Genomic DNA, 16,435 nt, shown 5'->3' with positions numbered 1-16,435 from the left:
GTCATGGTCGAGTGGCCAGGCGTGCACATCAGCCGCCCATCATGAGGGAGTGGCCGGGGCCGACGGGAAGCTCGAAGATTCCCCAGACGAGCAGCTGCAGCAGCCAGACCCCCCAGATCGCGATCGTGAACGGCATGACGAGGCTGAACAGCGTGCCGAGTCCACCCTTCGGCGCCCACTTCTGCATGAGGCCCAGGACCACCGGCAGCAGCGGGTTCATCGGCACGAGCGGGTTCGAGGCGGAGTCGGTGATGCGGAACGCCGCCTGCACGTAGGCGGGGTCGACGCCGTTGAGCATGAACATGGGCACGAAGATCGGCGCGAGCAGGGTCCAGAGCGCCGAACCGCTGGTGAGCAGCAGCGCGGGGACGAACACGAAGATGCTGAAGATCATGAGGCCGCCGATGCCGCCGAGACCCGTCGCCTCCATCGCGTCAGCACCGCCCGTGGCGAGGAGCAGGCCGATCTGTGACCACGAGAACCAGGCGATGGCCTGCGCCGCCGTGAAGATGACGACGATGAACGGCACGAGCTCCTTGACCGCTTCCGTCATCATGCTGGGCACCTGTGCCCAGCTGGTGAGGGTTCCGGCAGAGATGCCGTACGTGACGCCACCGACGAGGAACATGAACAGGATGAAGATCGGGATGCTCGACATGAACGGCGAGCGCAGGATCGCGCCACCCTCACCCTGCAGGGCGGAACCTGGCAGCAGGAGGAGGACCACCAGGACCGCGAGGTAGGCGACGATCGCCACCGTGGCGATGAGGAGCGCGCGACGCTCCTTGCTGGTCGCCGGTCCTGCTTCGGAGTCGGGGGTGAGCGCGCTCGGAAGGAGCGTGTTCTTCGGGGGCACGAAGGTGCCGAGCTTCGGTTCGAGGAAGCGCTGGCAGACGAACGTGATCGTGATGGAGAGGATCACGGTCGAAGAGGCGAAGAAGTAGTAGTTCGCCAGCACCGACACCTCGGCACCCGGTTCGACGATCTGGGCGGCGCTCGTCGTGATGCCCGACATGAGCACGTCGGTGCCCGCAGGGACCACGTTGGCGCTGAACCCGGCGATGACAGCCGCGTATGACGTGATGAACCCGGCGAGCGGGTGCCGGCCCGCGGCGAGGAAGGCCGCTGCAGCGAGTGGGGGAAGGATGATGACGGCCGTGTCCGAGGCGAGGTTGCCCATGAGGCTCACGAAGACGACGACGTACGTGACGGCCCACTTGGGCGCGGACAGCACCGTGGCACGCATGAACGTGCTCAGGAGGCCAGTGCGCTCGGCGACGCCGATGCCCAGCATGACCGTGATGATGAGGCCGAACGGCGGGAACGTGATGAAGTTCTCGATCGCCGTCGAGACCGCGTAGACGAGGCCCTCCGCCGAGAGGATGCTTCGGATGGGAATGACCTCGCCGGTCGCCGGGTCGATCGTCGTCGCCCCGAGCCCCGCCGCGATGGCCGAGGCGACGGCGACGAGGCCGGCGAGGATGAGGAAGAGGAAGAACGGATGCGGGAGTCGGTTGCCGACGCGCTCAACGCCGCGCAGCATCCTTCCGCTGAGTCCTGGCGCCTCCGCGAGCGTGAGCTCCGTGGTGTCAGTCCGAGTCATGAGCACTCCGATGTTCGAGGGGACTTCGCTGTCCTGAGTGTTCTGATTGTGCTTTACGGCAGTGTTACGTTGGTCGCATCGGCCACCAAGTTGGTCCAAGATGTTCGATATGGATCTCAAACCGCGAGAACTGTCCCCGGTGTTGTCCGAATCGGACCTCGCGCTCATCGACGTCATGCAGGAGGACCCGCGCGCTCCATGGGCGCAGATCGGGCAGACGATCGGAGTCAGCGCCCCGACCGCCCGGCGCAGATGGGAACGTCTCCACGCCGAGGAGTCCGCCTGGGTCACCACGCACGTCGGCTGGAACTCCGGGGTCGTCACCGCCATCGTCGCGGTGCAATGTCGGCCAGGGTCGGTCGAGACCGTCATCAACGCCTTCGTCACCCACCCGAGGGTCGTGACCATCGCCGAGATCACCGGCGATCACGACCTCATGCTCACCGTTCTCGTCCCCGACGTGCACGAGCTGCGCCGGTTCCTGCGTGTCGGCCTCACCTCGCACGCCGATGTCGCACGCATGCGAACCATGCTCGTCACTCGGATGTTCCTCGACGGCTCGCACTGGCGGTCCGGGTTCGGCGTCTCCTCCCGGCCCGTCGAGGCCAGGGACGGAGGCACGTCAGCGCCGTCGCCGCTCTCACCCGCCCTGGCGACGGCCATCAGCGTCCTCGAGCGCGACGGTCGCGCGCCGAGCAGCGAGCTGGCATCGGCACTTGGCGTCTCGGAAGCTCACGCGAGAAGGTTCGTCCACCGCGCCGTGCGGTCGGGACACATCGTGCAGCGCATCGACGTGCAGCTCGAGCAGCCTCGCTGGCCATACTCGCTCGTGCTGTGGATGGTCGTGCCGGCTGGCCGCCTCTACAGTGCCGCGGCCCGCATCAGCCAGCGCCAGTCGGTGCGTGCCTGCGCGGCGCTCGCGGGAGGCAGCGCGAACCTGTACGCGATCGTCTGGCTGAGCTCACTGGCTGAGGCGCCGGATGTGGAGATGCAGATCGTGCAGGATGGCGACGTGCGGGTCGTCGAGCGCAGCATCATGCTCCACTACAGCAAGCGCATGGGACACGTCTTCGACAGCGATCAGCGCAGGACGGGTCACGTGCCGTGGGTCGCCGGGGCGGTTACGTGAGCGCCGCGAAGCGCTCCACATCGGAGGCCGAGCCGGACACGATCACGAGGTCGTGGTTCGAGACGACCGTGTCCGCCATCGCGTAGGTGAAGGGCTTGCCCGGGCTCTTCACCCCGACGACCGTCACCCGGTACTTCGTGCGAACGCCGGACTCCATGAGGGGGACGCCCCGGATCGCCTTCGGCGGGTAGAGCTTCACGAGCACGAAGTCGTCATCGAACTGGATGAAGTCGAGCATGCGCCCCGAGAGCAGGTGCGCGATGCGCTCGCCAGCCTCGCGCTCCGGGTAGATGACGTGGTGCGCGCCGATGCGGCCGAGGATCTTGCCGTGTGTCGCCGACATCGCCTTCGCCCAGATCTGCGGCACCTTCAGGTCGGAGAGGTTCGCCGTGACGAGCACGCTCGACTCGAGCGACGTGCCGACCGCGACGACGGCGACCGCGAACTCGTGCGCGCCGATCTGCCGCAGGGCCTCGATGTTCCGCGCATCCGCCTGCACCGCATGCGTCACCCGCTCCGCCCACTTCTGGACGAGTCCCTCGTCGGTGTCGACCGCGAGCACCTCGCGACCCTGACGCTGCAGCTGGCCCGCGGTCGCAGCGCCGAACCGGCCGAGGCCGATGACGAGCACCGGCGCATTGTGTGGAATCGGCTCACCCAACGATGATCCTTTCTTCGGGCAGCCTGAACAGCTGCTTGTGCTCGCTGGAAGCGAGCGCGGCGGCCATGGTGACCGTGCCCACGCGGCCGAGCCACATAGTGATGGAGAGAATGTACGCGCCCTGCTCGGGCAGGTCCCCTGTGAGACCCGTCGAGAGGCCGCAGGTGGCGAATGCGCTGATCGCCTCGAAGATCGCCTCGTCGAACGGCACCGAGGCGAAGTGCATGAGGGAGATCGAGGAGACCGCCACGATCGTCGCCCCCCAGAGCGTCACGCTGACGGCGAGGCGCAGCACGTCGTTCGGGATGCGGCGGCCGAACGCCTGGATGTCGTTGACGCCCCTCGCTTCGGCGAAGGCTGCGAGGAAGAGGATCGCGAGGGTCGTCACCTTGATTCCACCCGCCGTGGATGCGCTGCCGCCACCCACGAACATGAGCATCTGCATGGCGAGCATGGTGGCGGGGTCTGCGTCGGCGAGGTCGATCGTGGAGAAGCCGCCTGAGCGGGTCATGGCAGACATGAAGCCAGCCGTCACCGGCCGGAACCACGGGTCCTGCGCACCGATCGTCTGGGGGTTGTCGCCCTCGAGGAAGTAGATCGCGACCGCGCCGAGCACGAAGAGCAGCACGGTCGTCGAGATGGTCAGCTTCACGTGCACCGAGATGCGCTGCTTCGTCTTCACCCAGCGCGTGAGGGCGAAGATGACGGGGAAGCCGAGGCTGCCGAGGAAGACGGCCGTCGCGAGGCATGTGAGCATCCACACGTCCGTCGCGAAGGGCGCTATGCCGCTGCTCGTCGGCATGAACCCCGTGTTGGTGAACGCCGACGTCGCCCAGAAGAAGCCGTCGAGGATCGCGTCCCAGAGCGGCTCACCGGCGATCAGGAGGCGCGGGATGATGAGCATCGCGATGATCGTCTCGATGATGACGAGCGAGATCGCGACGGTCGCGAGGATCCCGCCGATGTCGCCCAGCTTCACCGCCTGCGATTCGGAGACGGGGCCGGCGTGCGTGCGCAGCGCGTTGCTGTCGCTCGCCGCGACGAGCTTCTGCCGCAGCCCGAGGCGCCGTGTGACGATCGCGCCCATGATGCTCGCGAGCGTCAGCACTCCGATGGCCCCGACCTGCATGCCGAGCCACACCATGAAGTGGCCGAAGCCCGACCAGTGGGTGGCCATGTCGACCACGGAGAGGCCAGTGACGCAGATCGTGGAGACGGCGGTGAAGAGCGCCTCGTGGAACGGAGTCATGGTTCCGTCGGCTGAGGAGATCGGCAGCATGTAGATCGTCGTCCACAGCAGGATGATGCTCGTGAAGATGATGACCGCGAACCGGGACGGCGTGTGATGGGCGAAGTCGTCGATCTTCCGGCCGATGGCCGCGACGATGCGCCGCAGCAGCCCATCCGTGTCCACAGGTGCGGGGATGCTCGAGGCCCGCGGAGTGCGCATCCCATCCCCAATTCACTGCACCGACGACGACGCCGCGCGTGCGCGAGGCGTCGGTCATGCTACTCCTCGCGGGTGGAATCGCGAATCCGTGGCACGGCATGATTCGCTCTGGACCTTGTTTCTGCAGTGCTCTGGGCCATAAGGTGTTCAATTGACACTCACTTCACTTCCGTAACGCGCGGATCATCTGTCACCTTGGAGCTGCAACACATGGCAAACGACCTGTCTGATGTGCGGTTCCTGACCGTTGCCGAGGTGGCAGAACTCATGCGGGTCTCGAAGATGACGGTGTACCGACTCGTGCACTCCGGTGAACTTCCCGCGGTGCGCTTCGGCCGCTCGTTCCGGGTGCCGGAGTCGGCGGTCTCCGAGGCCATCAAGCAGTCCGGCCGCGGAGATGAGCTCGACCAGCACACTGCCTGAGTTCCGCTGGACACAGGGTTACCGGCAGGTGACGTGTAAGCTGGCGCGAGCGATGCCGCAGCCTACCGCTGCGCACACCTCGTACTTGTAGATAAAGGATGTTCCTATGGGTTCAGTAGTCAAGAAGCGCCGCAAGCGCATGGCGAAGAAGAAGCACCGCAAGCTGCTTCGCAAGACTCGCCACCAGCGTCGCAACAAGAAGTAGTCGCGACGACGCAGAGCGCCGGGCCCTCGGGTCAGGCGTTTTCTGCGTTAAGGGGCCGGTTCGCCGGTCGAGTGCTCGACTGGCGGTGACCTGCGGGCCTGCCGTCTCAGGACGCTCGTCTGCGAGACTCGAGGCATGACGGATGCGCGCGTTCCGATGGTCACCTTCCTGGGCAAGCCGGGGTGTCACCTGTGCGAGCAGGCTGAACCAGTGGTGCGGGAGGTGACGGCTCGTCACGGCGCGGCGCTGTCGGTGCTCAGCATCCTCGACGATGAGGCCCTGCAGCAGCAGTATGGCGAGCTCATCCCGGTCGTCCTCGTCGATGGGGTGCAGCACTCGCAGTGGTTCGTGGAGGCCGAGCGGCTGGACGTCGCGCTCGCGGCGGCGGCACGTACGTAGGCCCGGCCGGTCGCTGCGAGTGCACTCAGCTCGCGGCGGTGGCCTCGGTGCTCACGCGGCAGAGGACGTCGCCGAGTCGAAGCTGCGCGCCGTCGGGGACGCGGTACACGACGCCCGGCACGAACGTCGAGATGTGTCTCCCACTGAGGTGCACGCCGTGCGTCGAGTGGTAGTCGGTGACGAGGATGCGACCGGCGTGGTCGACGTCGACGAGCGCGTGGGTGCGAGAGACCGTGCTGTCTCGGCTGTCGACACGAACCGGGATGCGGCCGTCGACGGGTGACGGGTTGCGTCCAAGGGCCGCGCTGCCCGCGAGGACCGCGCGAGAGTCGTCGTCGAACTCGATGACAAGGGCTCGAGGAGAAACCGGCCGTCGTGAAGACGCGCGAGCTGACCCCTGCTGCCTGGATCTCTCTCGGGAACGTCGGGAAAGCGAGGGCGAGGGCGAGGATGCGGGCGAGGGCGATGGTGCGGGCAGTTGCCTCGGCGGTTGCGTCTGCTGAGGTGGCTGCGGCTCTTCTCGGCGGAGCTCGCGTCTGCCGGTCCGCCGGCGCTCGTCCGCACCGTCCTCGCCGGGAGCTGCCCTCAGATCTCTGGGCGGGGTATCGGCATTTCGACTCAGCGGTTCCAGGATGCCGCACCCCTGGCACTGGGCGTCTGCGGCGCTCGACGTGCACCCGCACGCGCGACACGTGCCGGTCACCGCCACCAGCGGTGGGAGGTCCGACTCGGTGCGGTAGGACCCGTCCTCGGTGTCTCCGGGCTCCGCGGCGCCAGACGGATGCACCACCAGCTCGCGCATCCGGTCGCGCTCGTGCAGCTCGAGTCGGACGGGGCGTGCGATCGTCTGCGCGACGCGCGTGCACCGCGCGACGATGGCGGCGCGTGCCGCGTCGCGATCCGACGCGGAGATCCGGCGCACTACGGAGTTCCAGGACAACTCCCCCTGGCCGCCCACTCCGAGCCGCGCGGAGATGCGGGGCCACCGGGGCACCGCCATGCCCGGCTCGGCTGCGTCGGACCGTCGCCTCCTCGCCATCAGAAGCTCACCCCGTGGGTTGCCAGGAACGGCAGAGGATCGACGCGACTGTTGTCGACGACCACCTCGAAGTGCAGGTGGCAGCCGGTCGACTGCCCGCTGGTGCCGGTGATGCCGATCTGCTGCCCCGCCGCGATCGTGGCTCCGACCCCGACGAGGTAGCCGTCCGCCTCCATGTGCAGGTATTTGGTGATGAGACCCCCGCCGTGGTCGACGACGATCGTCCCGTTGCCGGAGCTGTCCGGTTCGGCCTCGATGACGGTGCCCGAGTGCGCGGCCCAGATCTGGCCCCCGCAGCCGCCGGCGGCGAGGTCGATGCCGTTGTGCATGCGCCACTCGAAGTCGGTCGGGTGGAACCTGTTGCCGAAGGTGTCGGTGATGCCGCCCAGGCCGGGAGCTGCCCAGCCGCCCGGACTCACCGCCGTGCTGGTGCCGCCGCCGAGGGCGGCTGCTCCTGCTCCTGCGGCACCGCATCCATCGCCATCCGAGCCGCTTGCGCTGGCACCGGAAGCGAGTGCTCCGTCGCCGAGGTCCGTGCTGGAACCGCTGATCGTCTCGCTGATTGCGACGGCTGCCTGCCAGTACTTCGAGTAGTGCGCCGGATCGGCGTTGCCCTGTACTCGGTGAGCTGCCTCAGAGGGGGTGAGCGCGTCTCGCTCGGTCACCGCGAGCAGTGCTGCGAAGAAGTTGTCCGCGCTGATGCGCGGGTCCATCCTGTCGGAATAGCTGCCCCATGCGCCGTTGTCGCGCTGCTGGAACAGGCCACGTGAATCAGGGCCAGCCTCGTCGCCGTGGTCGATGACCAGCAGCGTCGACTCGCCGATCGCGGTCATGACGCCGGTGACCTGATCACGCGTGCCGAGTCCAGCCTCGCGGCCCGCCAGCAGGATGTGGGCCGCATTCGACAGCTGGGCGCCGGCGAAATCGACCTGATCTGCGCCGATCATGGTGCTCACCTCGAGCTGTGCCGCGGAATCCGGCTCGGCCCCCATGCCTACGCTCGAGTTCGATTCGGTGTCGGAGAAGACGCCCGGCATTGGGAAGTCTGGCGTCGCGCAGGCGGCCACACCCACGAGCGAGGTACTCGCGATGGCTGCGACCACGAGAGCGCCGAGCAGGAGGCCGGGAGCGAGCAGGACCACCATCGCAACGCCCCACCAGAGGCCGTTCCGGGTGCTCACGAGCTCGACTCCCGGGTCGTGATCTCGGCGACGAGCCAGGGCCCCGAGCTGCCGTCGCGCACGAGCAGAAGCCGGTAGGAGCCCGACCCGGTCGGTGCGGTGGCGTGAACCAGGTACCCGCTCGTGTGGCGCTCGAGGTATGTCGCGGCGGTCAGGGAGGCTCCGGGGATGGTGGCGGGGTCGACCGAGCTCAGCGCTGCCATCGCCGACGCCGTGAGGTGCGGTTCCAGCGCTTCGAGCCAGGTGCGTCGCGGGATCTCGCGGCTGAGGTACGCCTCGATGGCGGCCGAGGCGACGGCCAGAGCCTCCACATCCGAGGCCTCGTCATGCGTCGGAGACGGACCAGGGGGCTGCGTATCGACGTGCTCATCCTGCGGCCCACGGACGAGCTGCGTCGGCACGGATGGCGAAGCTGGAGCGTTGGCTGGAGCGCGCCTCGGCACCTCGGCGGGCGCGCAGCCGCTCACGCCTGCGCTCACACCGAGGGCGATGGCGGCAAGCCCGGCGACAGCGATCCTTCGGCGCATGGAGCACCCCCTTCTCGCCGCAGACCGGCTGCGGCGAGCACCAATCTAGGTGGCTGGGGAGCCCCCAGATCGTGGCTGTGGATAACTCCTCGCAGCCCCGTCGACCGTGCGTAGAGTCCATTCCTGTACCGAGCCGGTGCACAACGCCGACGGACCGTCCGAGGTCGTCGACCTGCCGGCTCACGTCCCCGGTGGGCCCATGGCGAGCTGACTCGAGCGCTCGCGGTCTGACTGACCGGCGACGGCTCGAGCCCGCCGTGAGGGGGGCTGCCCTTCATCGCGCGTTCCCGCGTTCATCTCGACAGGAGACCACTGACCATGACGATCGCCGCACTCACCGACCTGCTGCTCGACGCTTCAGCGCGCCTCACGACGCTCCCCGACCCCGACCCCGTGCAGCCTCCAGGCACCGAGGGCCTCACGACGCTGCTCGGCTGGGTGAAGTGGATCGGGCTCGCCGTGTGCGTCCTGGGCCTCATCGCCGCTGGCACCATGATGGCGATCCAGTCACGCAGAGGCGAGGGTGGCGAGCACGCTGGGAAGATCGGCATGGCGCTCGGCGGCGTCATCATCATCTCGGCGGCGACCAGCCTCGTCGGCTTCTTCGTCTGATGCCGGGAGGACGAGCATCATGCCGAGCGGCGGATCGATCCAACGGCGGTCAGCGCAGCGCCGAAAGGCTTCCTCCGGGAGCCGGCCAGGGTTCATCGTCGCCGCGCTGGGCGTCGCCCTGCTTGTCGTGGCCGGTGTCGTGGTCTCCATCCAGGCCGCCTTCGGCGGCGACGCATCCGGAGGCGACATGACGGTGGGCGACGGCCAGCGGGCAGCCGCTCCGGCGGGTGCCGCCCATGCGGGTCCCGAGCACGAGGTCGGCGATGCCGACACGATCGCGACCGTCTCGCCGAGCAGCTGCGGGCTGCGCGAACCAGAGCAGACCTCACCACTTCCCGCCGACAGGCAGCTCCTGATCGCGCCGGAGACCAGCTGGCGCGGCATCGACGTCAACCTGGCACCGAGCTCACCGGAAGCTGGCCCGGCGGCAATGCACGAGGGCGGCTTCGGATACTGCTTCCAGCGTTCGGCCGATGGGGCGCTGTTCGCCGCTGCGAACTTCCTCGTGCAGTCGAACACTCCCGCGCTTCGAGCACCGCTCCTTGACTACGCGCTCGCCGCAGGCCAGCACCGGGATTCTCTGCTTGCCAGTTCGGGCGCGGAGGGCTCCGGCGTCCGACTCCAGATCGTGGGCTACCGGATGCTCGCGTTCGACGGCGACACCGCGCGCGTCGACGTCGCCCAGCGTGTGAGCGTCGACGGGGCCAGCAGCTTCATCGCCGCCGTCGTCGACCTCGTCTGGATTGACGGCGACTGGCGCATTCCGAGCGATGAGCCTGCTCCGGTGCGACTGCAGTCGCTCGGCGACGTCGGCGGCTACGTGAGATGGAGCGCCTGATGGCCGACTGCGGACTCATGGACTTCGAGTGCTACTCCAAGGAGATCGCCTCGACGGTGTGGACCCGAACACGCGAAGCCCTCCAGAACGACATCAACGAATGGATGGCCGAGCAGCTCTCGACCCTCGGCACGATGTGGGTCGACGTCCCGACGCCCGACCTCGGGACGACCGGCGCGCCTTCTGGCACGGCGACAGCAGCGCCGACGGGTGACATCGAGACGCACCTCGGGACCGTCCTCGGCTACGTCAGCTGGATCTCGGGCACTGTCGCGGTCATCGGACTCGTCTTCCTGGCCGTCATGGTGGGTCTGCGCATCCGCTCGGGCGACGGCGTCCCCTTCCACGGAAGGCTGTTCGCGGTACTCGCTGGCGGGGTGCTCATAGCGGGAGCCTCGTCGCTCGTGTCTGCCCTCATACCAACGGCCCCAGCGGCGACGACCAATACTGCGACGTTCCTGCAGTCGTCGACGTGGTGGCTGGCCGGGGTCTGCGCGATCGTATCGGTCATGATCGGCGGTGCTCGCATGGCCTGGGAGCAGCGCGCGAGGCCAGGGCAGGAGCTGCTGAAGAGCCTCCTCACCTTGGTGGTCGTCGCCAGCGTCGGCCTCACGATCGTGTGGCTGCTCGTCCGGGCAGGCGACTCGTTCTCGACCTGGATCATCGACGAGTCGCTCGAATGCGACCTCGATGGGACACCGAACTGCTTCAAGGACAACGTGGGCGTGATGCTCGGCACCTCGATCGCCGGTGTCGCAGGCGCAGCAGGCGGGGCTGCCGGGCCTGCCGCGTTCTCCGGCGTCGTGAACGGCCTCTTCATCGGGGTCATCGTCGGCCTCGTGTCCGTCGTCCAGGTGCTCCTCATGATCGTGCGAGGGGGGATGCTCGTGATCCTCGCCGGGATCCTCCCGCTTGCGGCCTCGGCGACGAACACCGAGCTCGGCCGGGGCTGGTTCCAGCGCTGCCTAGCCTGGCTCACCGCCTTCATCCTCTACAAGCCAGCGGCGGCGATCGTCTACGCCGCCGGATTCCGCATGAGCGGGGCGGCCCCGAGCGCCGAGAGCGGAGCCGTGTTGACCACCTACACGGGGATCGTCATCCTCGTGCTCGCCATCGTCGCGCTCCCCGCGCTCATGCGCTTCGTCACGCCCATGGTGGGAGCGATCGCGTCGAGCGGAGGCGGTGCTGCGATCGCCACCACGGTCGCGGATCGGGTGCCAGAGGGCGCACGACCCAGGCCGGCCCAAGCACCCCAGGGGAGCAGCGTCCCGCGTGGCGGAGCGCGTGCCTCGCCAGGCGGCGGCGCTGCGTCGCGCGGGTCAGGAGCGAGCCCGCAGGCAGCGCCCGCTCCAGCGGGATCTCCTGCCGCATCGTCGGCGAGCACACGCGCAGCCGCATCGACGGGTGCCACCTCCGGTGGTGCGGCAGCTGCAGCGGGAGCAGGCAAGGCCCTCGCTGGGCCCTACGTCGCGGCAGCGATCGCAGGCATCCAGCCGTTGAAGAAAGCCGTCCAGTACGGCACTGACGCCGCGATCGCGGTCGCAGAACGGACAACAGGAGAGGACCCGAGCGGTGGTCGATAGCTCGATGACACGACAGATGCGAACCTACGGGAACTGGCGGAAGCCGACGTCAGCGGGACTGCTCGGTCTCGGCTCGGTGGGGACGGCGCTCCTGCTGGGCGGACTGGTGCTCGTCGTCGTGGCCGTCATGATCTCGGGTCTCATCGCTGCGCTCATCGTCGCCTCGGGGATCGGCGTCGCGCTCCTGATGCTCGTGGTGCGCGACGCGCACGGCAAGAACGCGCTGTCGCGGCTCGGGGCCCACTCAGGCTGGGCCCTCTCGAGGGCGAGGGGTGAATCCGGGTACCGGTCCGGTCCGGTCGGTCGAGTGCCGTGGGCGACGTTCCAGCTGCCGGGCATCGCGGCTCCGACCAGGCTGAGCGAGCACGTCGACTCGCACGGCCGACCATTCGCGCTGCTCCTGACGCCCGCGGTCGGCAGCTACACCGTCGTGTTGGGCACGGACCCGGATGGTGCGGCGCTCGTCGATCAGGAGCAGATCGACTCCTGGGTCGCCGAGTGGGGCCACTGGCTCTCCAGCCTCGGCGACGAACCGGGCATCGAGGCGGCCACGGTGACGATCGAGACGGCCCCAGACTCCGGCTCTCGCCTCAGGCGAGAGGTCGCCATGAATATCGACCCCAACGCACCAGCCTTCGCACGTGCCGTGCTCGAGGAGACCGTCGCGGGGTACCCGGAGGGTTCCTCCACCGTGAAGGCCTTCGTCGCGCTCACCTTCCAGGGGGCCCTCCGGGCCGGTGCGAGGAGGAGAGCGCCGGACGAGATGGCGCGCGAGCTCGCGGCGCGGCTCCCCGGGCTCAGCGCGGGGCTCCAGGCAACCGGCGCGGGCGCCGCGCGACCACTCACCGCACAGGAGCTCTGCGAGGTCGTCCGAGTCGCCTACGACCCGGCAGCGGCGGTGCTGATCGACGAGGCGCACGCCGGAGGGGAGATCCCGGAACTCAGCTGGAGCGACGTCGGCCCAGCGGCCACCCGCGCCAGCTGGGCCGGATACCGTCACGACTCCGCCTGCTCGACGACCTGGGCGATGACCGTCGCGCCCAGGGGCAGCGTGCAGTCGAGCGTGCTCGCACGGCTCCTGGCGCCCCATCGTGACATCGCGCGCAAGCGGGTGACGCTGCTCTATCGACCCATCGACGCCGCCAGAGCAGCAGCACTCGTCGAAGCCGACCTCAGCGCGGCCCAGTTCAGGCAGACCTCCACCTCGAAACCCGCCGCGCGCGACACGCTCGCCGTTCGCGCCGCCGCCGCGACGGCAAGCGAGGAGGCTTCTGGCGCTGGCCTCATCAACTTCGGAGTGCTCGTCACGGCGACAGTGCTCGACGCCGCGCACGAGCTCGACGCCCGAGCGGCCGTCGACAACCTCGCCGCAACAGCACGCCTCCGCCTGCGCCCCGTCTACGGGTCCCAGGACTCGGCCTTCGCCGCGGCGCTCCCGCTCGGCCTGGTCCTCAGCAAGCACCTGCGAGTGCCGAGCGAACTGCGAGAGAAGCTATGAGAAGAGCACACGCCAGGTCACGCAAGCAGGCGACCCAGAAGCAGGCGCGCCCACCCGAGAGGCCGGGACCCAGAGGCTGGAGCGGGAGCGGCCGGGGCGCGTCCACCTACGTCCAGGCACCCGACGAATGGCGCGGCACCACTGTCCAGGTGTGCGGGCTCTGGCCCTTCGCAGTCGGCACGGGAACTCCCATGATCGGGGTGCCCCTCGGTCGGCACACGCAGACCGGCGCGACCCTCTGCTGCGACCCCATCTCGTGGTTCCAGCGGGCGAAGCTCATCAGCAACCCCTCCGCGTTCATCCTCGGCAAGCCCGGACTCGGGAAGTCATCGCTCGTGCGTCGCATGGCGACAGGCCTCGCCGGCTACGGCGTCATGCCGCTCGTGCTCGGCGACCTCAAGCCCGACCACGTCGACATGATCACCGCCCTCGGCGGGCAGGTCATCTCGCTCGGGCGCGGACGCGGCTACCTCAACGTGCTCGACCCCGGAGAGGCGACGGCCGCCGCGCGGCGGCTCAGGGCGAGCGGCTTCGACGCCGAGGCTGGGCAAGTGCTCGCCGACGCGCATGGCCGCAGGCACACGATGGTGTCAGCCCTCCTCACGATCATGCGGCTCCAGCCACCGAGCGATCGAGAGGAGACGATCATCGACCGAGCACTCAAATGGCTCGACCAGCACCACGACGGCGTGCCCGTCCTCGGCGACCTCCTCGAGGTCGTGCGCGCGGGCCCCCCGGAGGTGCGCGCGGTTGCGCTCGACCGCGGAGACGACAGCAGGTACAAGGCCATCACGGAAGACCTCGAGGCCTCCCTCATCGGGCTTGTCGGAGGTGGCAGGCTCGGCGAGACGTTCTCCCGCCAGACCACCAACCCCATGCGGCGCGACGCGCCCGTCGTGTACGACGTCTCCTCCATCGACGACTCCGACGTCGACCTGCAGGCGGCCGCGCTCCTCGCCTGCTGGTCGGCGGGGTTCGGCACCGTCAACGTCGCGAATGTGCTCGCGGATGCGGGGCTCGAGCCCCGCCGGCACTACTTCGTCATCCTCGACGAGCTCTGGCGCGCGCTCCGAGCAGGCAAGGGAATGGTCGACAGAGTCGACGCCCTCACCCGCCTCAACCGCCAGCGCGGAGTCGGCATGGCCATGATCTCGCACACCATGAGCGACCTGCTCGCGCTGCCCACCGAGTCAGAGCGGATGAAGGCGAAAGGCTTCGTGGAACGCGCCGGCATGGTCATCTGCGGCGGGCTGCCGGGGGCCGAGATGCCGCGCCTCACCTCCGCGGTGCCACTGTCGCTTGCAGAGCAGGAGCTCCTCATCGGCTGGCAGGACCCGCCAGCCTGGGACCCGGCAAGCGGTCGGGAAGCCGAGCCACCAGGGCGAGGCAAGTTCCTCGTCAAAGTCGGCGGCAGGCCTGGCATCCCGGTCGACGTGCAGCTGACCGCCGCAGAGGCGAGCATCAACGACACCAACAAGCTCTGGCACGAGACGAGCCGTGTGGGCGGGCTCGGCCAAGAACGGTCGGCTGGTCTCGACCCAGAGCGGACACGGCGATGAGCGCGCCGCGCAAGCGTGGCCCGGGCGGCATGGCGGCCGAGTCCGTGCTGCTGTGGGTCGGGCTCACCGTCGCCGTGGTCGCCATCGGCGGGACCAACCTCTCCGTGCGGGTCGCTGCGAACGTCGAACCCCCGAGCGAGCCGCTGCCCGACGACGTGTTCGCGCTGTTCCTCGGCGTGCTTCGGGGGAGCATCCGCTGGAGTGCCACAGCGACCGGGGCCGCGGTGGCGCTCGGGGTCGGTCTTGCGCTCGCAGTCTCGGCGATACTGCTCCTCGCTCGCGGGCATCGCTCCGGCAGTCGACGCCTCGACCGCTCTGCGGCACTCCTCGGACGGGGTCGGGAGATCGCGGGCATCAGCGCCCGCGGGGCACGCGCAAGCAGCCAGCGCCTCGGCGTCGCGGGCCCGATCGGCGTGCGGCTCGGCACGAGCATGCCGGGCGGCTCACCCGTCTACGGCGGCTGGGAGGACATGCAGATCAACATCAGCGGCCCGCGGACCGGGAAGTCGACGGTCTTCGCCATCCCCGCCATCGTCGAGGCGCCGGGAGCCGTCATCGTCACGTCCAACAAACGGGATGTCGTCGACGCCACCCGGGGCGTGCGCGCAGAGGCCGGGCGAGTCTGGGTGTTCGACCCGCAGGGCGTCGCAGGCGAAGCCGCAGGCTGGTGGTGGGACCCGCTCAGCTACGTCACCGACGAGGTGCAGGCGGCAAAGCTCGCCGAGCACTTCGCGAGCGGATCCCGGGAGCCAGGTTCCAGGGCAGACGCGTTCTTCGACCCAGCTGCGAAGGATCTCCTCGCCGCGCTCCTCCTCGCAGGGGCGGTCGCAGGCACCCGCATCACCGAGGTGTACCGGTGGGTGACGCGGCCCGGTGACGACGACGCAGTCGGCATCCTGCGGGATGATGGGTACCGCCTCATCGCCGACCAGCTCGAGGGGGTGATCAGCGCGCCCGAGCGCCAGCGCGGCGGCATCTACGGAACCGCGCAGCAGATGGCCTCCTGCCTCACCAACGGCGCGCTCGCCCCGTGGATCACAGCGACCGGAGAGCTCGACACGAGGCCGCGGTTCGACCCCCACGAGTTCATCCGCGGGACCGACACGCTCTACTCTCTGTCCCGCGAAGGGCAAGGGACCACGAGCCCACTGGTCACCGCCCTCACCGTCGCCGTGGCCGAGGCGGCGGAGGAACTCGCCTCGACCTCGCCGTCCGGACGTCTCGCTCGGCCCCTGCTCGGCGTCCTCGACGAGGCCGCGAACGTCTGCCGCTGGCGCAGCCTCCCCGACCTGTACAGCCACTACGGCTCGCGGGGCATCGTGCTCATCACCATCCTCCAATCGTGGTCGCAAGGCGTCGAAGTCTGGGGCGAAGGCGGCATGCGCAAGCTCTGGTCGGCGGCCAACATCAAGATCTACGGGGGAGGCGTCAGCGAGGCGACCTTCCTCGACGAGCTCTCCAAACTCGTCGGCGACCACGACCGCGAGCTCTCCTCGCTGAGCTACGGGCGAGGCCACCGCACCGTCTCGAAGCAGCTCCATCGGGAGCGCATCCTCGACGTCGCCGAACTCAGCGCGCTCCCGCGCGGGCGCGCTTGTCCTGGCATCCGGCAGTCGCCCCACCCTCATCAGGACCAGGTCGTGGATGCAGGGCCCACACGCCCCGCGCATCCGCGCGTCGATCACCGCGCACCAACCACGCAGTGACGCCGCAGAAGGAGACGAGGCG

16 protein-coding genes are annotated in these 16,435 nt (G+C 69.0%); 10 read left to right on the top strand and 6 right to left on the bottom strand.

Annotated features, from left to right (window positions below; genetic code table 11):
- Positions 1-28: 28 nt before the first annotated feature.
- Positions 29-1,603: an AbgT family transporter gene (locus ITJ67_RS05790; RefSeq protein ID WP_194677037.1), complete on the bottom strand. Its 1,575-nt coding sequence runs from the start codon at positions 1,601-1,603 to the stop codon at positions 29-31.
- A gap of 139 nt (positions 1,604-1,742) precedes the next feature.
- Here ITJ67_RS05790 and ITJ67_RS05785 point away from each other — a divergent pair, with 139 nt between their 5' ends.
- Complete coding sequence (locus ITJ67_RS05785) at positions 1,743-2,732, top strand: Lrp/AsnC family transcriptional regulator (protein WP_160073033.1); 990 nt, start codon at positions 1,743-1,745, stop codon at positions 2,730-2,732.
- Here ITJ67_RS05785 and ITJ67_RS05780 read toward each other — a convergent pair.
- On the bottom strand, positions 2,725-3,393 hold the full coding sequence (locus ITJ67_RS05780; RefSeq protein WP_068478414.1) for a potassium channel family protein: 669 nt from the start codon (positions 3,391-3,393) through the stop codon (positions 2,725-2,727). The two genes, ITJ67_RS05785 and ITJ67_RS05780, sit on opposite strands and share 8 nt — an antisense overlap.
- Positions 3,386-4,843, bottom strand: coding sequence for a TrkH family potassium uptake protein (locus tag ITJ67_RS05775; RefSeq protein ID WP_160073031.1), 1,458 nt, complete (start codon positions 4,841-4,843; stop codon positions 3,386-3,388). Before ITJ67_RS05775 ends, ITJ67_RS05780 begins: the two co-directional genes overlap by 8 nt.
- Positions 4,844-5,053: 210 nt before the next feature.
- Here ITJ67_RS05775 and ITJ67_RS05770 point away from each other — a divergent pair, with 210 nt between their 5' ends.
- The 3 genes from ITJ67_RS05770 (at position 5,054) to ITJ67_RS05760 (ending at position 5,870) form a co-directional block, all read left to right on the top strand.
- Entirely contained in the window at positions 5,054-5,266 is a 213-nt protein-coding gene (locus ITJ67_RS05770; protein ID WP_104243471.1) for a helix-turn-helix domain-containing protein, read from the top strand.
- A 106-nt stretch (positions 5,267-5,372) separates the two neighbouring features.
- Entirely contained in the window at positions 5,373-5,471 is a 99-nt protein-coding gene (locus tag ITJ67_RS05765) for a 30S ribosomal protein bS22 (RefSeq protein ID WP_082775156.1), read from the top strand.
- A gap of 135 nt (positions 5,472-5,606) precedes the next feature.
- A complete protein-coding gene (locus ITJ67_RS05760) occupies positions 5,607-5,870 on the top strand; it encodes a glutaredoxin family protein (protein WP_228502365.1) in 264 nt (87 codons plus the stop codon).
- 25 nt (positions 5,871-5,895) lie between these two features.
- Here ITJ67_RS05760 and ITJ67_RS05755 read toward each other — a convergent pair whose 3' ends face one another.
- The 3 genes from ITJ67_RS05755 to ITJ67_RS05745 form a co-directional block, all read right to left on the bottom strand.
- A complete protein-coding gene (locus ITJ67_RS05755) occupies positions 5,896-6,792 on the bottom strand; it encodes an FHA domain-containing protein (protein WP_194677036.1) in 897 nt (298 codons plus the stop codon).
- Positions 6,793-6,908: 116 nt separating this feature from the next.
- Positions 6,909-8,090, bottom strand: a complete 1,182-nt coding sequence (locus ITJ67_RS05750; protein WP_194677035.1) for a M23 family metallopeptidase — start codon at positions 8,088-8,090, stop codon at positions 6,909-6,911.
- A complete protein-coding gene (locus tag ITJ67_RS05745) occupies positions 8,087-8,617 on the bottom strand; it encodes a hypothetical protein (protein WP_160073025.1) in 531 nt (176 codons plus the stop codon). Before ITJ67_RS05745 ends, ITJ67_RS05750 begins: the two co-directional genes overlap by 4 nt.
- A 318-nt stretch (positions 8,618-8,935) precedes the next feature.
- Between ITJ67_RS05745 and ITJ67_RS05740 the strand changes: the two genes are divergently transcribed.
- Genes ITJ67_RS05740 through ITJ67_RS05715 form a run of 6 tightly spaced genes read left to right on the top strand, consistent with a single transcriptional unit; the run spans position 8,936 to position 16,413 of the window.
- Positions 8,936-9,229: a hypothetical protein gene (locus tag ITJ67_RS05740; RefSeq protein WP_160073023.1), complete on the top strand. Its 294-nt coding sequence runs from the start codon at positions 8,936-8,938 to the stop codon at positions 9,227-9,229.
- Positions 9,230-9,248: 19 nt separating this feature from the next.
- The gene (locus ITJ67_RS05735) at positions 9,249-10,067 is read left to right on the top strand and encodes a hypothetical protein (protein ID WP_194677034.1); all 819 of its coding nucleotides are present in this window, start codon (positions 9,249-9,251) and stop codon (positions 10,065-10,067) included.
- Positions 10,067-11,650 carry a hypothetical protein gene (locus ITJ67_RS05730; protein WP_194677033.1) on the top strand — a complete coding sequence of 528 codons (1,584 nt, stop codon included), beginning with the start codon at positions 10,067-10,069 and terminating at the stop codon, positions 11,648-11,650. The genes ITJ67_RS05735 and ITJ67_RS05730 overlap by 1 nt, the downstream gene beginning before the upstream one ends.
- Before the next feature lie 4 nt (positions 11,651-11,654).
- Entirely contained in the window at positions 11,655-13,148 is a 1,494-nt protein-coding gene (locus ITJ67_RS05725) for an SCO6880 family protein (protein WP_194677032.1), read from the top strand.
- Positions 13,145-14,707 (top strand): ATP/GTP-binding protein, encoded by a 1,563-nt coding sequence (locus ITJ67_RS05720; RefSeq protein ID WP_160073015.1) that lies wholly within the window; start codon positions 13,145-13,147, stop codon positions 14,705-14,707. Before ITJ67_RS05725 ends, ITJ67_RS05720 begins: the two co-directional genes overlap by 4 nt.
- Entirely contained in the window at positions 14,704-16,413 is a 1,710-nt protein-coding gene (locus tag ITJ67_RS05715; RefSeq protein ID WP_228502364.1) for a type IV secretory system conjugative DNA transfer family protein, read from the top strand. Before ITJ67_RS05720 ends, ITJ67_RS05715 begins: the two co-directional genes overlap by 4 nt.
- Positions 16,414-16,435 lie beyond the last annotated feature (22 nt).

Origin of the sequence: Pseudoclavibacter sp. VKM Ac-2867 (genome assembly GCF_015351275.1) — a bacterium.
Taxonomy (GTDB): Bacteria; Actinomycetota; Actinomycetes; order Actinomycetales; family Microbacteriaceae; genus Pseudoclavibacter.
The sequence above is the reverse complement of the archived record's forward strand: the minus strand, read 5'-3'. Positions and strand labels throughout refer to the sequence as shown.